At 51.8% G+C, this 16,104-nt stretch carries 17 protein-coding genes; 13 read left to right on the top strand and 4 right to left on the bottom strand.

The genetic code is table 11. From position 1 onward, the window contains the following. Window positions 1–84: 84 nt before the first annotated feature. The 6 genes from MWU64_RS01045 to MWU64_RS01020 all read left to right on the top strand — a co-directional run bounded on the left by MWU64_RS01045 (window position 85) and on the right by MWU64_RS01020 (window position 6,198). Window positions 85–549 carry a hypothetical protein gene (locus MWU64_RS01045; RefSeq protein WP_247059490.1) on the top strand — a complete coding sequence of 155 codons (465 nt, stop codon included), beginning with the start codon at window positions 85–87 and terminating at the stop codon, window positions 547–549. A 110-nt stretch (window positions 550–659) separates the two neighbouring features. Continuing rightward, window positions 660–1,229, top strand: a complete 570-nt coding sequence (locus MWU64_RS01040) for a hypothetical protein (RefSeq protein WP_247059485.1) — start codon at window positions 660–662, stop codon at window positions 1,227–1,229. Further along, entirely contained in the window at window positions 1,222–2,157 is a 936-nt protein-coding gene (locus tag MWU64_RS01035; protein WP_247059477.1) for a hypothetical protein, read from the top strand. The genes MWU64_RS01040 and MWU64_RS01035 overlap by 8 nt, the downstream gene beginning before the upstream one ends. Before the next feature lie 93 nt (window positions 2,158–2,250). Then, a complete protein-coding gene (locus MWU64_RS01030; protein WP_247059475.1) occupies window positions 2,251–3,039 on the top strand; it encodes a hypothetical protein in 789 nt (262 codons plus the stop codon). 129 nt (window positions 3,040–3,168) lie between these two features. Beyond that, complete coding sequence (locus MWU64_RS01025) at window positions 3,169–3,540, top strand: hypothetical protein (protein WP_247059466.1); 372 nt, start codon at window positions 3,169–3,171, stop codon at window positions 3,538–3,540. Between the two features lie 756 nt (window positions 3,541–4,296). Continuing rightward, window positions 4,297–6,198: a hypothetical protein gene (locus tag MWU64_RS01020; protein ID WP_247059464.1), complete on the top strand. Its 1,902-nt coding sequence runs from the start codon at window positions 4,297–4,299 to the stop codon at window positions 6,196–6,198. A 56-nt stretch (window positions 6,199–6,254) separates the two neighbouring features. On the opposite strand, the gene MWU64_RS01015 is transcribed toward MWU64_RS01020, so the two are convergent. Then, the gene (locus MWU64_RS01015; RefSeq protein WP_247059463.1) at window positions 6,255–6,809 is read right to left on the bottom strand and encodes a tautomerase family protein; all 555 of its coding nucleotides are present in this window, start codon (window positions 6,807–6,809) and stop codon (window positions 6,255–6,257) included. On the opposite strand from MWU64_RS01015, the gene MWU64_RS01010 reads away from it, so the two are divergent. The 3 genes from MWU64_RS01010 (at window position 6,808) to MWU64_RS01000 (ending at window position 8,308) form a co-directional block, all read left to right on the top strand. Further along, window positions 6,808–7,302: a metallophosphoesterase family protein gene (locus MWU64_RS01010; RefSeq protein WP_247059461.1), complete on the top strand. Its 495-nt coding sequence runs from the start codon at window positions 6,808–6,810 to the stop codon at window positions 7,300–7,302. The genes MWU64_RS01015 and MWU64_RS01010 overlap by 2 nt on opposite strands. A 78-nt stretch (window positions 7,303–7,380) precedes the next feature. Continuing rightward, window positions 7,381–7,734, top strand: a complete 354-nt coding sequence (locus tag MWU64_RS01005) for a hypothetical protein (RefSeq protein ID WP_247059452.1) — start codon at window positions 7,381–7,383, stop codon at window positions 7,732–7,734. A gap of 196 nt (window positions 7,735–7,930) precedes the next feature. Then, window positions 7,931–8,308, top strand: a complete 378-nt coding sequence (locus tag MWU64_RS01000) for a DUF393 domain-containing protein (protein ID WP_011786421.1) — start codon at window positions 7,931–7,933, stop codon at window positions 8,306–8,308. Window positions 8,309–8,319: 11 nt separating this feature from the next. Here the strand turns inward: MWU64_RS01000 and MWU64_RS00995 are convergent, their stop codons facing one another. Continuing rightward, a complete protein-coding gene (locus MWU64_RS00995; protein ID WP_247059442.1) occupies window positions 8,320–9,228 on the bottom strand; it encodes a bestrophin family ion channel in 909 nt (302 codons plus the stop codon). 371 nt (window positions 9,229–9,599) lie between these two features. Between MWU64_RS00995 and trxC the strand changes: the two genes are divergently transcribed. Together trxC and MWU64_RS00985 are read left to right on the top strand one after the other, a co-directional pair. Then, on the top strand, window positions 9,600–10,040 hold the full coding sequence (gene trxC / locus MWU64_RS00990) for a thioredoxin TrxC (RefSeq protein ID WP_247059440.1): 441 nt from the start codon (window positions 9,600–9,602) through the stop codon (window positions 10,038–10,040). Window positions 10,041–10,067: 27 nt separating this feature from the next. Continuing rightward, entirely contained in the window at window positions 10,068–10,370 is a 303-nt protein-coding gene (locus tag MWU64_RS00985) for a hypothetical protein (RefSeq protein WP_247059438.1), read from the top strand. Between the two features lie 266 nt (window positions 10,371–10,636). On the opposite strand, the gene MWU64_RS00980 is transcribed toward MWU64_RS00985, so the two are convergent. Next, the gene (locus MWU64_RS00980; protein WP_247059429.1) at window positions 10,637–11,818 is read right to left on the bottom strand and encodes an AAA family ATPase; all 1,182 of its coding nucleotides are present in this window, start codon (window positions 11,816–11,818) and stop codon (window positions 10,637–10,639) included. Between the two features lie 218 nt (window positions 11,819–12,036). Here MWU64_RS00980 and MWU64_RS00975 point away from each other — a divergent pair, with 218 nt between their 5' ends. Further along, window positions 12,037–14,430: a glycerophosphodiester phosphodiesterase family protein gene (locus MWU64_RS00975; RefSeq protein ID WP_247059427.1), complete on the top strand. Its 2,394-nt coding sequence runs from the start codon at window positions 12,037–12,039 to the stop codon at window positions 14,428–14,430. 125 nt (window positions 14,431–14,555) lie between these two features. Here the strand turns inward: MWU64_RS00975 and MWU64_RS00970 are convergent, their stop codons facing one another. Continuing rightward, entirely contained in the window at window positions 14,556–15,113 is a 558-nt protein-coding gene (locus tag MWU64_RS00970) for a nucleoside 2-deoxyribosyltransferase (protein WP_247059425.1), read from the bottom strand. A 243-nt stretch (window positions 15,114–15,356) separates the two neighbouring features. On the opposite strand from MWU64_RS00970, the gene MWU64_RS00965 reads away from it, so the two are divergent. Continuing rightward, on the top strand, window positions 15,357–16,088 hold the full coding sequence (locus MWU64_RS00965; RefSeq protein ID WP_247059423.1) for an AraC family transcriptional regulator: 732 nt from the start codon (window positions 15,357–15,359) through the stop codon (window positions 16,086–16,088). Window positions 16,089–16,104: the final 16 nt, after the last annotated feature.

Genomic DNA, 16,104 nt, shown 5'->3' with positions numbered 1-16,104 from the left:
CGCCGGACGCCCTTTACGTGGCTCCTTCGTCGCCACTCCAAGGTCGCCGCTGTGCTCAGCGTTATGTGCTCATGGGAGGTAAATATGGATCACAACAAAGAACGCTTGGCTGCCCATATTCTCCCTCTTTCAGTGGCAACTGATTTTGACACCGCGAGAACTGAATGGGCGCTCATTGGGGTCGAGGTCAGCGAAGAATTTGATAGCTGTCCTTGCGGCCAGGATATCAAAGAGCACTGCTACATTCGCAATCAGCTCAACGGTAACACCACGTACGTCGGCAACGTCTGTATTAACCGCTTCATAGGTATTGAGACCGGCAATCTTTTCGCGGGACTTCGCCGCATAGCGGCAGATGACACTGCCAACGCAAATGAAGACCTGATCTATCATGCTTTCAAACTTGGCTACATCTTTGATCAGGAATACAAGTTCTTGATGGACACCAGACGGAAGCGCAAATTATCGCCCAAGCAAATTGCTTGGAAGCAAAAAATTAATCGACGCATCATTAATAAAACCGTGGTGCTGCGCCGTAGCAGTACATAACCAGGTATGGCGACGCCCATAGCATTGCACCTTAGGCTCCATTCTGAAGGCCCGCATGCAGTAAGTGTCATGTGCCATAATGGCCTGAGAGATCATAGGAAGATTGAAAAGTGATACCAGAGTTAAATCAATCAGGAGTATTACCTCCATTTATACCAGGGCAAGGGCCAACCGATCCTGCTGGCATGGCACCCTATAAAACAACGATATCCGAGTTTGTCCTTCGTTACGCTCATTCTCCCGAGAGAAGACGTATACTTAGAGGGCTTCTCGACTATCGGAAGAAGCTCAGGGAAATCGGAATTTCTAGCGGCGTTCAGTGGCTTGATGGCAGCTTTGTGGAGAACGTGGAGCTCAATCGTGGCCGACCGCCAGCGGATGTGGACATAGTCACTTTCGCCTTTAGGCCGACTGACGATTTCGAGCAATGGAAGAAATTAGTGAGCGGAAACAAGGATCTTTTTCTTCCGAATGAAGCAAAGCAGAAATACTTTTGCGACGCGTATTTTGTTGATTTGCATACACATCCTCTACATGTGGTGAGTAATACCCGATACTGGTTCGGTTTGTTTTCACACCAACGAGAATCATATCTCTGGAAGGGAATGGTTGAAGTCCCCATTGTATGCGGAGACAACGAAGCATCAGAGATTTTGGATAGAGAGGCAGGTAATGCCTAAGAAACTTACTATTGATAGCCTATCTTCTGAAATTGCTACTCTGAATGAGCTACTGACGAGCGCTCGTCAATCAAACGACTTTGTAGGGGAAATGCAGATTGAGCATCGAATTGATGAGTTATCAAATAAATTGAAAGCTCTTAAAGAAAAAACGCTTGAGGATAACAGCGCTAGTGTTGCTTTATTTTTTGGTGGGCAGCCTGTCCTTGGGTCGAAAGGAATTGCTGCTGAGTTTGCTGGCACTGCACTAGAGCAGTTTCAAAACTTGATCGCCAAAGTATTTGCGAATAATGAAGTCGGTGACTTAGGCGAAAGAGGAAAGGTTCCTTTTAAGTCGCATTCTGAATTAATGGTTACAGGCTTGGCAAGAGGTTCGTTTGGATTCGTTCTCGATGAGATGAGCGAGCAAATGCAGTTAGAATCATCTCAACTGTCACATGTTATAGATAAGGCGGCGCTTTTACTTAGGGATTCTGCCGCTCAAGACGATGCTGTGTTTGAGTCTATTTTAGAGGAGCTGGAGCCAAGAACACTGATTGCTCTTCGTGATCTTTTTTTGAATCTGGATTCAAGTAAAGCAACTATACGTGTTGTAGAAAATAATCTCGATTTTACGCTTGATGGTCCATCAATACACCGGGCAAAAATAAGAACAGAAGCGACAAGCATTGAAGAAAAAACAACTGAAGTTGAAGGAACGCTGGTAGGATTTTTGCCAGAGCATCGAAAGTTTGAATTGGCTGATAATGCTGGGAAGCTTCTTTATGGCTCAGCTACAAAGGAAGCTGTCGAGCAATTTACAAAGGCTACAGATATTGTAATTGGCAATAAATGCCTTATCAGAGCGTCAGTTAAAACTGTGGCTCCATTAAATCGGCCGCCAAGAGAGGTAGTTAGGTTGCTCGAATTCCTCCGATTTGGTGACTAAACACATAAAAAATCGTGTCACGCGGACGCACTAAAGTGCGCTGGTGGGCTCTGGCGTTGAGCGTCACTGAATAAATCGAATTAGGGCCAACGAATGTGGTACTTCATATTGGCAATCGTGGTTTTGACTATCATTATCCAGATGGCAAAATGGGCCTTGATTGCTGGAGCTGCATTAGCTGCTGCAGGCGCAGCCCTTTTCGGAACTTATCTTTTTTATACTGGACTTCGGCGCATTTATCATGTGTTTAACCCCTCAGCACGAAAAGCTTTCCTTGAACGTAGAGCATTGGAGAATGCAAAGTGGGAGCGTAATAAGAAGTTAAAGGAGAAACAAAAAGCAGAAAAACAAAAACGAAAAGGAGAAAGGGAAAGGGAGAAGAGAGATGCAGAGGAATCGAAGGCTCGGGCGTTTCGGGAAGATGCAGAGCGCCAAGAGCGGGAACGACAACGCCATAGAGATGCAGACGCCCAAGAAACGCCCTATACATATAAAACTGGGCAGCACGCAAACGAGGCTTTAGCCATCCGCTACGGTATCGCGAACCTAAAACGCAAAGTTGAGGAGTATCATTACTTCGCTCGGGGCGCTATTCGTAAAAGGAATCCATCGCGAGACAAAACCTACTGGGTTCCTGCAAAGACGATTGAGATTCGAAAAATCAGGTATTTAGGGAAAGGCCAATTTATTGCCGCCCTGCCTGATCATGGGGATCGTAAGGTACGAGTTGTCATTGAGAAAGGAACGGAGTACGTAAATACATTCCTTCCAATTAGCGATGAATGGTTCGAAACTCATCGAAAACTAGAAGAAACTTTAAAGAACAACCGATCATTCACTCTTAAAGAGTTAGCATCCTTCCATGTGCAGAAAGCAATCTGAGCAGTGTGCGCGATGATGCCCAATAAATCGCTGCAGTCGACACTTGACCCACTGCTTGGTTTGGCTACGCCACCTAGCGCCTCGCCTCAAGTGCGGCTGAGTCCAGGCGTTATATTTCTGAGAGAGACGATGTTTAAAATCATAATCGTTTTAGGATTTCTCGCGATTAGCGTTGCCCTCAATGTGCATGCAGACGAGAGCGCTAGTATTGATCGACTGGAGAAACAAGTCCAAGAACTGACGGTTCGGCTATCGAACCTAGAATCTCAGCTAAATGATGAAGATCAAGTCCAGGAATTCGTTGCGAGAGGGGATGGTTGGAAATCGATCGCAAACTGGAGAAAGTTGACAACATCAATGGGCTACGATGATGTCGAAAGAATCCTCGGCACGCCTGAACGAGTGGATGGGGGGAACCTCGCACGTTGGCAATATCCGAACCGCGCAGAAGTGGTCTTTATGCGTGGGAAGGTTGAATCATGGTCGGAGCCAAGATGGTAATACATAACAAGGCGCATTAGTTCGCGGGTGGCCGCCGGGCGCTCTTTTCACCGCGGTTGCGCCTCCATTACAAGTGTGCCGTTGTGCGCCGGCCTTAGCCCTAAACAGGAGGAGATTGAGAAAATATGGGAAAACCGGGACAGGTTTATTTTCCTTAGCCTAATGATGTCCCCGGATTGGCATTATGTCTTTCGGCAAGAGTTTTAACGTTACGGTTTGCGCATGGTCGATGTGAGTTTGGGTTGTGCAGGCTGGCAGCAATTTGGGGAGCTCACTAAATTGAAGAAGTGCCAAGAGAGGAAACCGCATTAATTAATGGGAGAACTTTAAAAGCGCATCGGTGGTCCGTCACAACAGCAGCTTTGTTGACATAAATACCTTTGTGGCAGCTCCTTGTTGCTATTGAAAGCTATGTCCCGTTGAAGCAAGAGTGATTGATTAAACTGAGCTGTAGGAAGTAGTCGAGCTATTCATCTCATGTAGGGAGCTCAAAGTGCCAATGATTGTAGGGGCTCTGTATTACCCAAGGATTAGCATGGTCCCGCTAGATGAGGATTAGATTGTCAAAATTTTGAGCAGGTTTGCGGTTATCCGTCAATTTTAGTGAAGCGGGTGAGGAACAATGACAGGTCCGAGCAAGTTTGGCAGTTGAGTTGCAAACCGTATCGGTATCAAAGAGTATGCGCGTACATCGGGGAGGGCGACAGGCGAACTATTGACCTTTCCCCGTTTTCAAAGAATTGATAGGTGATTATATTGTCGGATTCGTTAAGAAAGTTTACTTCCATTTATGGCGACACTTTTGAGATTTCGCGCGCCAGCCTGGATCATATAATAAGGGGCGACTTTTCTATCCGCCCTACTCGAAGGGGTGATAAGTCAACACAAACGGTTTTGAAAGGCGGTCTCCATACATACGATGGATGGGTGAGCTTTAAAATATTGCATGCTGATGAACTGGCGCACGTGTTATTTTTTGATAGCCGGGTGCATTCAAATTGGTACTTTGCACGGACTTTAGGGAATGGGGTTATTACCCTAAGAATCCCCAAAGAACTTTTTAGTTCAAAGGCATCAAAGAATACAATGTATCCAGATGAGTATTACAAATCGGGATATCTATGGAAGACTCTTTTCCCCCAAGGATATGGTGAGAATGATATTTTAAATGCGATAGATGTTGCACTTAATAATCTCGATAGAAAAAGTAGTATCCAAGGTCAATTAGTCGGATATTGTAATTTGGGAGACCCTTTAAAAGAGATTCGGCTGGTAATACAGCACCGCGGAGAAAAAATACTCTCAGTATTCCCCTCTTGGTCTCAGCCGAATACTGGCAATGATGGAAAACCATATTCTCATTTTGATAGTATCGGTTTTGTCGTAGCAAACTCTACAGAATTTTTCGACGACAAAGTTTTATTGGAATCCGAGCCAATTTTCTGTTTCGGCGGTGAGGTATTCGGGATTGAGCGGTTTGTCGAAAAGACTCCTGCAATATTTAAAAATCGATCGATTCCGCGAGGAAATGTTTCGGCTTGGTCGAGTGACCGTGAGAGGGAGTTGAGGGCTTATGCTGAATCCGCCACAAAGTCTGAGCTAAATCAAATAAAGTCTTACCTTTCTGATGTGGCGTTAATTAAGAATTACCCTAGAATTCTTTCTGGGGCGTATGCGGAAGGTCTGGAGTTTCGGAATAGTAAAGATAGATATAATTCGGTTATCGCTTATCAGAATATAATTGATGGTTTGAGTATATTGTTTTTTTCGGGTGATTCTTTTTCAGATGATTTGGAAGAATTAATTATATTTCTTCTGGATAATATGGTGACTTTTGCGCTAGTTGATCTGGTGATTAAGCGAAGAATACTTTCGACGATGATTGAAATTGTTTCAGCCATGAATCGCGTATCCTTATCGGAGCGTTTTGTTTTGGCTTTGGCAAAATCTCCTGTACGTAGGGAGTTATATATTGAGTATCTGCCGGATACCATAGCAAGGAAGAGGTTAAGTACCCCTTGTTCTTTGAACCATGATGCGTTGATGCTCGTGTCTAATCCCAATCTGTCTATTGAGTTTAAAGTTCAAGATTATTTGGAAATTCTTAAGGAGCATGTCGGAGAAACTTATGCTTTCAATTTTGATGATGAATTTCTCAATAGGCATTTATATGAGGTTTTGGAGGCTCAAGAAGGATGTTATATAGAATTAGTGTCAGACTCTCTTAAGTATTTAAAGGTTGGTGATCTTACTTCCATGTCCTTCTATTTTGAAAAAATATTGCAAGGTCTTTTCGGTAATGGTTTGAAATCTGATTTGAGTGATGCATTGAGAGTCATACTGCGCGACTATTGCCGGATTCAATTTGCCAAAAGGCTTCGTGTGAATGGGTTGTATGGCAAGTTCAACGACTATGTTGGCGAAGTTTATGAGCCTGTGGATCATAATCTCCTGTACGCAAATATTCTTAAGCACGAGAGGTGGTTTAACTCATTTGTTGTTGGTCATTTTCTGGATTCAATTGAAAAGTATGCCAAATCAGTAGGTGATAAAGAGTTAGAAAATGATGCGGACGTTTTTCGTGCAAAAATCGGAAGGGAAATCCCGCCGTTGCCGGTTGTAAAATCATTGAATGACTCTTTTCAGCGTGGCGTTTAATGATTCTGCCGAAAAGCTCGGAAAACTGGGACAGATCTATTAATTCGGTTATTTGGTTAAGCTGCCCCGCTTTCCTGAGTCATTCCCTTTTCACACTCAGCTTCCTCTCCCGGCGCAGGCAAAAGCCGCCCAAACTCGATCATCCGGGTGGCCGGAATGTTCTGCAGATAGACCCAGACATCTTCAGCTGTGATGCCCACGATTTGGGCGATTTCTTCAAGCATCTGGCTCATCAGGGCTTGTTTGATCTTGATGCTTCTGCCCTCCCGTACCAGGCCGTGCACATACACCTGAGGCCCGGTGTTCACTTTGCCACCCACAAAATGGTCGCCTTTATTGGCCGCAGAAAACAGAACCTGCGCAAAGACCGGGGGCGCGCCGGTTTGGGCGCTGTTGGCGGCTGTGATGGCCTCGGCGATCTGTGATTTTTGCTGCGGCGACCGTGACGGTGTAAGTGGGTATGGGAAACTCCTGCCATGGGTTGTACGTTTGCACTGGATCTCGCCACTATGGGATTGAGGCGGGCTTGTTTCACTATAGCAACGCTTATTTGCCTGGCCACGTGCACGGGCCTGGCAGGTCGACTGAGAGACTGAACGAGGCGTAAACATGCAAATCGGGGTAATCGCAGACACCCACAGCAAAATGCGTCCCGAAGCCCTGGAAGCTCTGGAGGGGTCGGATCTGATCCTTCATGCCGGTGACGTGGGGCGGGACGAGGTTCTGGACGCACTGGAGGCCATCGCTCCTTTGCTTGCCATTCGCGGCAATATCGATACGGCAGGACGTGCAGCGACGCTCCCTGATGTTCAGGATCTGGAATTTCTCGGCCACGCCTTTTACATGCTTCACGACGTCAAAACCCTCGACCTCGATCCGCAAGGCCGATACCGCGTGGTGATCGCCGGCCATTCCCACAAACCCCGCAATGAATGGGTTGGCGATGTGCTTTATTTCAATCCCGGTGGTGCCGGGCCCCGGCGCTTTACGTTTCCGATCACGGTGGGGCGGCTGGAGGTGAGTGAAGACGGTGTGGTTGGTGAGATTATTGAACTGCCGGTCAGTGCAGGATCAACTCCGCGAACTGGGTTGCGAGGTCAATAAGAAAGAAGTAATGACGGCAGCGACTGCTGTCGCGCGTTTTGCGTTGGCTGCGCGGTAGGCTTCAAAGGCAACAGGAGGATGACATTGCCGATCATGGATCTGGACAGCTGGACGCTGTCACAGAGCATCGTGGTTTTCAGCGTCTGTGCGCTGGTCATTGCGATTGCGGGCACACGTATCACACGGGTGGTCGACCAGCTCGCCGACCGGACCGGTCTGGGTGAGGCAACCACTGGAGCCGTGCTTCTGGGGGCAGCGACCTCCCTCAGTGGTTCGGTGCTCTCGGTAACAGCGGCCTACCGCGGGCAACCGGAGTTGGCTGTGAGTAATGCTCTCGGGGGCATCGCGGTACAGACCTTTTCCTGGCTATTGCCGATATGGTCTACCGTCGTGCAAACCTGGAACATGCGGCGGCCTCGGCTCCGAACATGATGCAGAACGGCCTGCCGATCAGGCTCCTGGCAATCGAAAAGCATGCGAGCCAGACAATGATCGAAACGCGCCTGGATTTTGAGGGCGATGGTAGAGCCTCTCGCGGGTTATGCCTGAGATCCGAAGGGTTAACGGGAGCCACGCAGTGCTTTATCGTGTAATCAGATGAATGCGATGCAAACAGGAGGGGATAGTGATGACGGCACCAGGCGATCAGCTTCGTGTGTTCTACGATGGCGCCTGCCCAAGCTGTGTCAAGGATCGCAGGCTTTATGAACGACTCGCGGGCAGGACCGGCGAATCGGTGGAGTGGGTGGATATCACCGGCCGTGATGAGGAGTTGGAGGAACGTGGTATAGACCCGAAAGCCGCGCTTCAGGAGCTCCATGTGGAAGATGGCCAGGGCAACATCCACCGGGAACTGGATGCCTATATTCTGTTGATGTCGCGGGTCTGGCTGCTGAAACCGCTTGCCTGGCTGATTGGCTTGCCGGTAATTCGGCCAGCGCTGGCAAAGCTGTATCACAAATGGGTGAGCGAGCGGCTGGAGCGAACCGGGCGCATGCCGTTGTAACCGCCGGGCCCTTACTGCAACTGGTATTTGACCGGCTGCAGCGGTTCGGGTGCCGGGTCGCCCAGGGCTTCGGCAACACTAATTTCATGAATGCGGCAGATGGCATCCAGCGGCAGGTCGTTGGTGTGTCGGCCAAAGGGAAACTCAAGCTGTTCAGACAGGCGATCCAGCCCAAAAAACGTGTAGGCCACGATGGCGGTGAACACCGGCGTAAACCAGCCTGCGACGCCTACCAGACCGAACGGGAGCAGGTAGCAGAACACATACGCCGTGCGGTGAGCCAGCAGGGTGTAGGCAAAGGGCAACGGGGTGAGGGCAATGCGTTCCGAGGCCGCCTGAATGCCCGCGAGGCCATGAAGGTGCTGGTCTACGGCTGCGGTTGCTACAGAATCCAGATCGCCCGCCTTGTGGGCTTCGGCGAGTACGTCTCCGGCCCGGTGCAGCATGAAGGCGGCGGGGTTGCGTGTGCTCAGGGCCTGGTCAATGAGTTCGGGTGCCAGTGACCCGGGCAGGTCAGACCGTACATCTTCTCCCCGCAACTGGCCGCGCAGCAGGTGAGCGTGAGCAAGGCATCGGGTCAGAAGCTCCCGGCGTCGCTCCGGGCTCAGGTAAATGGTGCCAGTCCGCGCCAGGCTGCGAAATTCGTACACCATATGTCCCCAGTGTTTTCTGGCTTCCCACCAGCGGTCGTAGGTGGCGGTGTTGCGCACGCTTAGAAAGATGGACAGGGCGATGCCCATGATCGTGAACGGCAGAAGTGTGTAGTCGACCGTGCCGTCGAGGTAGTGGTGGCGCGAAAACCAGGTAACGGCGGCTGCAAACATTCCCGTAAGCAGGATGTGCGGCAGAATGTGGGGGACAACAGACCCTTTCCAGGCCAGCAACAGCCGGAGTGGGCCGGGGCGCTCGCGAACAATCACGGTTAACACTCCTGGGATGGATGATGGCCTTGCCTGAGGGTTGGCCGCGGTGATTCCTATGCCTTTTTACGGAGAACCCACTCGTTACACAACAAGGGGGTAAGCTTTTTTAAACGAGGAGGGCAGCACTCTGGCCGTTGCCTGGCATTACCCGGTGGTTTCAGGGGCAGCGAGATCAGGCGCCGGGGCTGTAAATTCCGACTGTTTTATCGACAGTCCCATGGCGCTTGAGCCTCTGACACCGACTTACTTTGATGGTAGCGGAAAGCGGTTGATACGTGTTCGTGAGATGCGCGATTTTTAGTGCCTCTTGATTTCTCTTCTCCTGCCCAGATTATTTCTACCATCAGCCAATCAGAGGCCCGTTCATCATGACTGACGTTCGACACCTGGTATGTCCCCATTGCCACAAAGTGAATCGCGTACCGGCCGACAAGTTGTCCTCCGGCGGCAATTGTGGCGCCTGCAAACAACCGCTTTGGCCGGATCAGGTTCTGGAGCTAATGGAGCAGACCTTTGCTACCCATACCGGGCGCAGCGATCTGCCTGTGTTAGTGGATTTCTGGGCCAGCTGGTGTGGCCCGTGCAAAATGATGGCGCCCCAGTTCGAGCAGGCCGCGAAGGCCTGGCGCGGGAAAGTGCGCTTTGCCAAGCTGAATACGGAACAAGCCCCCGGGCCGGCCGGTCAGTTTGCGATTCGCAGCATACCGACCCTGATTCTGTTCCAGAACGGCCGGGAGGTGGCGCGCCAGAGTGGCGCCATGAATCAGGCCCAGATCAGTCAGTGGCTGCAATCGCAGGGTATTCGCTAGGAAAAACCGGGACAAAGGTGCCTTAGTATGAAGTTTCTGATCATCGGTGTTTTCGCCGCCATCGTGGCTGTCCTGATCTGGCGTAGTAAACAGAACACTGCCCCTGAAGAGCAGGCCTGTGCCATCGACATCGGCAACCTGCTGAAAGCCAATCCGGATGTCCAACCACAGGCCATTGCCGATGTGTTTCAAAAGCACGGAATTGATAGCTCCCGTTGCCAGAAGGTGGGCGCGATGGTGATGCCGCAGTTGCGAAAGCAGGGTTTGAAGCCGGAGGATGCCAGGATTGTGATGAGGCAGGTGAGGGCGGCCTACCCTCTTGTGCCCTAGGTTGAATCAATTGAATTGATGATCGGAGAACGCTATAGCTGGTGGATGGTAACGAGATTGCCCGTTTTAGCATCAACATTCCCGAGCCCTTTTGCTGCGGGGCTTCCGGGCGCTTAACCCGAGGTTTCCAACACAGTTATCCACAGCTTTTGTGAGTAAAGTTCGTGATAAAGCTGGTCAGGAATCAGGCCGACGGTCGTCCCGGTCTTCCGGGGTTTGGTTCGGCCCGCCGGTTCAGCTTCACTTCAGTTTGGGCGTTTGAATAGTCAATCCATCCAGTTCCATGGGGGCGCGTCCAGAAGCCCCTGGCCAAGAATGCGGGTTTCACCCAGCTCTTTGTTCAGTGCGATGGAATGGCAATCGTCGTCTGCTTCCAGAGCGGCTACCAGTCGAGGGGCATGGGAAACAACCCACACCTGGGTTTCCCGCGAGGCGCGAATGATCAGCCGGCCGAGGGCTGGAAGCAAGTCGGGATGCAGGCTTGTTTCTGGTTCATTCAGCACCAGTAGTGTTGGTGGGCGGGGTGTAAGCAGCGCGGCAACCAACAGCAGGTAGCGAAGGGTGCCATCAGAAAACTCGGCCTGATTCAGGGGGCGGAGTAAGCCGGCCTGCTCAAATTCCAGGACGAAACGGTTGCCTGCGTCTGTGCTGAACCCAAGCCTCGCTCCGGGAAAGGCATCTTCAATAGCGCTGTGCAGGCCCTCCCGGTCGCCGATTTCGTGAATGGTACGCAGGGCTGCAACCAGGTTATGGCCATCGTGGTCCAGCACCGGGGTGCGGGTTCCGATTTGCGGGGTGCGGATGCTGGAGTGTTGATCGGTGCGGAACTGATCGTAAAAGCGCCACTGCCTGATGGCCTGCCGGACGGCATGGACTTCAGGTACAGCCACAGGATCACTGATCTCGCTCAGAATGCTCTCATAGGTGTTTAGCCGGGTGTCGTAGACCTCCCATTTCCGCCCTGAACGTACTTTGACAACCGGCCCGACGCGATCAATCAGACAACTGCTTGGGCGGCAGATATCACCCACCCAGATACATTCGCGTTTTATTTCAGGGTCGAGCTGAAACATGCTGGGTTCCTGATAACCTGCAAACCCCGTAGAGGCCGGAATCCCAAGAGAAATCGCGTAGCCGAATTCTTCGCCGGCAAACCCCAGCCGTAGGCGGGATGGGGTGTTCCCGGCGGTCCCCTGAACGGGCGCTGAGCCGTCCCGCATCTCCTTTGAGAACTGGCCGGGCCCTGCCCAGAAGGTGTAGTCCAGGCCGCCCTCTTCCGCCAGGGAGGAGATCAGGTTGCCTTTTGCCGTTTCCGCCAGCAGGCGCAACGATTTATAGAGGTTTGATTTGCCACAGCCGTTCGGACCGGTAACAACGTTCAGGCCCGCCAGCGGTGCGACCACGTCTCTGAGGCTGCGATAGTTGGAAACGGCAAAGGCTTTGATCATGATCCGGGCCGAACCTGTTTATTGAAGAAGGTTGGAGGAGCATATCATTATCCGACCCGACGTTTTGGGTTTGGTTGATCAACGAGATCCAGGAGGCTGCAAGGGAGTTTGTGGGTTGGTTTCGAGCTGCCAGTCGAGTGTTTTATTTCTGAAACGGCTGGGTCATCTTCGCGGCTTATTCTGCCTGCTCATTTCGAAGCCGATATGGAGAGTGCTTGATGAGCAGGGTAATCCTTCTAGCGTTAATGCTTGTGGCCATTACCGGGATGGCAGGGTGTAGCGACGATTCTGACAGCAGTGATGATAATAAAATACCGCCAGTAACGAATCCTGAACCAGATCCAGATCCAGATCCAGATCCAGATCCAGATCCTGAGCCCGAGCCCGAACCCAACATTCTTCTGGATGAAGACTTCGAAGCCATCGCTGAGGGTAAGCTCCCTGAAGGCTGGATGGTGATGGATGGCGCGGAAGAGCTTTTCTACACAAAAGAGGGAAGCTTGTTCGTTGATGGCCGCGGTAACAATTACACGCCGGTGGCCGTGCGTTTGCCCGAGTTCCTGCAGGACCAGGGAAACTATCGTATTGAAGTGTCTTTCACCATTGCAGAGGCCAACACTACTTCTCGTTGGGTCGGCATGCAATATCGGACCGGTCTGGGAGTAGAACCCTACTACCAAATGGCCATTCGCCAGAACGCGACGGCCGCCAACGGGACGGAGCATGCGTTCCGAAACACCGGCCAGTGGAGCATTGTTGACAAGGCCGGGTTCTCGGAAGTGATTGACCCTGCCAAGCTTTATACTGCAACCATCGTGGTTCACGGTGATCGCGTTCAACAGTACCTCAACGGCACCCTGCTTCAAGACTCTGTGCTAGACAGCGATTTCTCACAGGGCGGTGTTGGCTTTCAGGCGGCGGGCAGTCTGTTGCGGGTTGAGGGCGTTACCGTTACGGAACAGCTGAAGGCGTTGCCGCCATTACCTCCGATGGTGAGTGTGGCTGAGCCGGAGACCGGTGCGTCTATGGCTCCGAGCATCACCAACCTTTCACCGGTCGCCGGCGATCTGACGGCGTCGCCCGCAAATTCAGTTTTCCTTAAGCTGGATGACCAGTTGATGTTGTCTGGACAGAATGGTGGAAGCCTGGGGTACCTGGACCAAATGCTGGATGCCGGTGAGTTCACCGCTATGCCGATGTTGTATGTAACCAGCCAGGCTGCCGTTGACGCTCTGAAACCCGTGGTTGAACGTCATCAGTTCTTCGACCTGACACTGGTGTCAGACAACCAGGAGTTGCTGATAGACGCGCGGGAAAAAATGCCGTTTGTTCGGGCTGCCGTGGATTTTACTCATGCTAACCTGGTGGCTGGACCGGCTGATCTATTGCGCATTGTACAGACTACCAATCAGTCAAAAGCCAAGATTGCGATTCTGCCGGAAAGCTTGCTGGACAAAACGTCTGTCCAGTATATCCAGAACCGCCTGATCTCCGTCTGGGGGCAGCTGGAGCAACCGGAATATGTGCAAACGGTTGATGCTCTGACGGCGGGTGTTAATGGCCTTCTGACGACGGACCCGGACCAGGCGCTTGCGTTCTTCACCGCGTTGCCGGAGAACACTCTGTTGAGAAAACCGCTGGTTGTTGGCCACCGTGGCGTTCCTTCCCAGGTGAGCGAGAATACCGTTGCGGGCGCTCTGAAAGCGGTTGAGCTGGGTGCAGACGCCGTTGAGTCGGACATCTATCTGACCACCGATAACCAGGTTGTGGTGATGCACGACGGCACTGTCGATCGCACCACCGATGGCACCGGTGCAGTTGAAGAGAAATCGCTGGCAGAGCTCAAGGCCCTTACTGTTGATGGTGGCCACTCTGTGCCAACCATGGATGAGTTCTTTACGGCATTGAAAGGTAAGCGTGCGGTTCACTTTGTTGAGATCAAGAGCGGCAAGCCTGAAATCGTTGAGCACCTGAAAGCGGCCATTGAACGCCATGGTGTTCACGATCAGGTGATTGTTATTTCCTTCAACTCTGACCAACTGCTTAAGTTGCAGGAAGTCATGCCCGGTGTGTCTGGCGGTTTCCTGACAGGCTTCAGCTCAGACAGCAATATGGAAAAGAACCTGCGGACGATTCTCAACGCCACTCAGCAGTATTCCTCCACGTTCAACCCGTCCTACGGTAGCCTCGCTCCGGAAGTGATGGAAGCAGCAAAACATCGCGGCACCACTTTCTGGCCGTGGACGTTCCGTAATCTGGCTGACTCAGAAAAATACTATCTGGCCGGCACGCACGGGCTGACGACGGACTATGCCCAGTGGTTCAGTGACTATCCGGTTACGGTTGAGCCGGTTAAATCTGATCTGGTAGTTGCGGCAAATTCTGCCCTGTTGGCGGATCTCACAGTCACAACTCAGGTTGGTAACAACATGACAGCGGCTGCTTCTGACTTCCTGGTTCTGGAAAGCACGGTTTCTTATGCGAACACGAGCGGTTCGGTTGTGTTTGAAGCCCCGGGCAGTGCAGTTGTTGTTCCTCTGTATGAGTACACCCTCACCGAAGGTGGTAGTTACTACCTGGTAGGAGCTCGCCAGCAGGTAACCATCAACTGATGGAAAAGGCCGGGCCAGACATTTGGCCCGGCCTTAACGTGTCTGAGTTTTCAGCGTTTCTGGAGTCCGTGAGTTCGGAAATATATCAGATTACTCGGGCAGAACTCGGCGGTCGACAGTGACCATTATCTGGAGTGCCTATGGCCTATCAGCGCCTGAACACAACGGCGGAACAGTTCAGCCGAGAAAAACCGGTGTTCGCCAGGCTGCTCTGCCACCAGTAGCTGGCCACCGGACTCCTGAATTCCTCCCTCAATCATCAGGTTGTCGCTCATCTCGAAGTCTTCAATGCTGTGGCCCAGTTCATCCCGATCGGCTGCGCCCGCGCGTTCACGGTAGTGCCTGCGGTCCATTGTGAATCCGAAAGCTGCTTTGCCCTGGCCGATCATGTAGCCGACTTCGAACACCGTGCCCGGGTCCGCACTGATGCCGCGGAAGGGGGTGAGGTTGGCAATGATGGCGTCGCAACTGTCCATCAGTTCGCGGTTGGCCTGGTGGATTCGGTGGCCGCGCGTGGGTTTGGCGTCGCGTTCGGAAAACGTCAGGGCGGTGTCCAGCGGGTCTATGCCTTCACAGCCCGCTTCGCGAAGCAGGCGCTTTTTCTCGGCTACGATGGCGTTGTGTTCTTCGTGTGGGAAAAACACTTCCGGGCCGGCCAGGTAGATGCGTTTTTGTGATGTCATGTGGCCCTCGGCTCTTATTTCGGTTGAGGAGTCAGTTTACGTGCCTGGCGCTGCTTTGTGGATAGGTCTGCAATTCACCACTGAATGAATGCATTTCTTTCTATCTGGTGATGCATCGTCCATTTTTGCATCAAGTTTCCCGAAGCCGCCCTTTTTAGTATGAACCGGTCGGATCCCGGATGAGAGATGGGTGAAAGAGTGGTTCTGTGATGACTCTCCTGTGTTTCTGATTATACTGGTCGCATGAAGCATTCTAAGATCGGCTTGCATATACGAACCTACGAGGACGAGGGAAAAAACCACTCCCACGACCATCATCAACTGGTATTGCCCTTGGTGGGAACGCTGTCTCTGTCGGTAGATGCCATCGAAGGGGAAGTGGCTCAGCATCGAGCGGCAATTATTCCCGCGGGAATTGGCCATGGGTATGCTGCGACCGATGATAACCGGTTTTTGGTTGCAGACGTGCCCGAAGGCTTGGCCCCGGCGCTGGACAAGCTACCTTGTTTCGTAGACTTGGATCCAGCATTGCTCCACTACGTCCAGTTCCTTCATGCACAGCTCCATAATGGGACTGAGTCGGATTTTACCCAACATCAAATGCTACTCCTGCTGATTCAGTTGCTTCAGGAGCGCCATGGAAGTCAGCTGAAGCTGGACCGCAGAGTCCGCGCCGCGAAACAATTTCTGGACGAACACTTCAACCGACCGCTGTCCTTGGCCGAGGCGGCTGCCGTGGCACATCTGAGCATTCGGCAGTTGAACGATCTGTTTCGGCGCCAGGTCGGCATGACGCCGCATCACTACCTCACAGAGTTACGAATGAAAGAAGCTTGGCGGCTTTTGGAGCAGTCGGGGCTCAGCGTCCAGCGAGTTGCCGACGCTGTCGGCTATTCATCGTTATCGGCCTTTAGCGACCGGTTCAGAGCCCACTTTGGCAAAGCACCCAGCCACTTCCGCCGTATTTCGAAATAGTTCCGCCAAGATTTGA

The sequence above is a fragment of the Marinobacter sp. S0848L genome (assembly GCF_023016065.1).
In the GTDB taxonomy this organism is placed as follows: Bacteria; Pseudomonadota; Gammaproteobacteria; order Pseudomonadales; family Oleiphilaceae; genus Marinobacter.
The sequence above is the reverse complement of the archived record's forward strand: the minus strand, read 5'-3'. Positions and strand labels throughout refer to the sequence as shown.

What these genes read in the sequence shown, in the direction of transcription:
- MWU64_RS01045 (WP_247059490.1), top strand. Translation starts at nt 85, where the DNA reads ATGGATCACAACAAAGAACGCTTGGCTGCCCATATTCTCCCTCTTTCA.
- MWU64_RS01035 (WP_247059477.1), top strand. Translation starts at nt 1,222, where the DNA reads ATGCCTAAGAAACTTACTATTGATAGCCTATCTTCTGAAATTGCTACT.
- MWU64_RS01030 (WP_247059475.1), top strand. Translation starts at nt 2,251, where the DNA reads ATGTGGTACTTCATATTGGCAATCGTGGTTTTGACTATCATTATCCAG.
- MWU64_RS01025 (WP_247059466.1), top strand. Translation starts at nt 3,169, where the DNA reads ATGTTTAAAATCATAATCGTTTTAGGATTTCTCGCGATTAGCGTTGCC.
- MWU64_RS01010 (WP_247059461.1), top strand. Translation starts at nt 6,808, where the DNA reads ATGCAAATCGGGGTAATCGCAGACACCCACAGCAAAATGCGTCCCGAA.
- MWU64_RS01015 (WP_247059463.1), bottom strand. Translation starts at nt 6,809, where the DNA reads ATGTTTACGCCTCGTTCAGTCTCTCAGTCGACCTGCCAGGCCCGTGCA.
- MWU64_RS01005 (WP_247059452.1), top strand. Translation starts at nt 7,381, where the DNA reads ATGACATTGCCGATCATGGATCTGGACAGCTGGACGCTGTCACAGAGC.
- MWU64_RS01000 (WP_011786421.1), top strand. Translation starts at nt 7,931, where the DNA reads ATGACGGCACCAGGCGATCAGCTTCGTGTGTTCTACGATGGCGCCTGC.
- trxC (WP_247059440.1), top strand. Translation starts at nt 9,600, where the DNA reads ATGACTGACGTTCGACACCTGGTATGTCCCCATTGCCACAAAGTGAAT.
- MWU64_RS00985 (WP_247059438.1), top strand. Translation starts at nt 10,068, where the DNA reads ATGAAGTTTCTGATCATCGGTGTTTTCGCCGCCATCGTGGCTGTCCTG.
- MWU64_RS00980 (WP_247059429.1), bottom strand. Translation starts at nt 11,818, where the DNA reads ATGATCAAAGCCTTTGCCGTTTCCAACTATCGCAGCCTCAGAGACGTG.
- MWU64_RS00975 (WP_247059427.1), top strand. Translation starts at nt 12,037, where the DNA reads ATGAGCAGGGTAATCCTTCTAGCGTTAATGCTTGTGGCCATTACCGGG.
- MWU64_RS00970 (WP_247059425.1), bottom strand. Translation starts at nt 15,113, where the DNA reads ATGACATCACAAAAACGCATCTACCTGGCCGGCCCGGAAGTGTTTTTC.
- MWU64_RS00965 (WP_247059423.1), top strand. Translation starts at nt 15,357, where the DNA reads ATGAAGCATTCTAAGATCGGCTTGCATATACGAACCTACGAGGACGAG.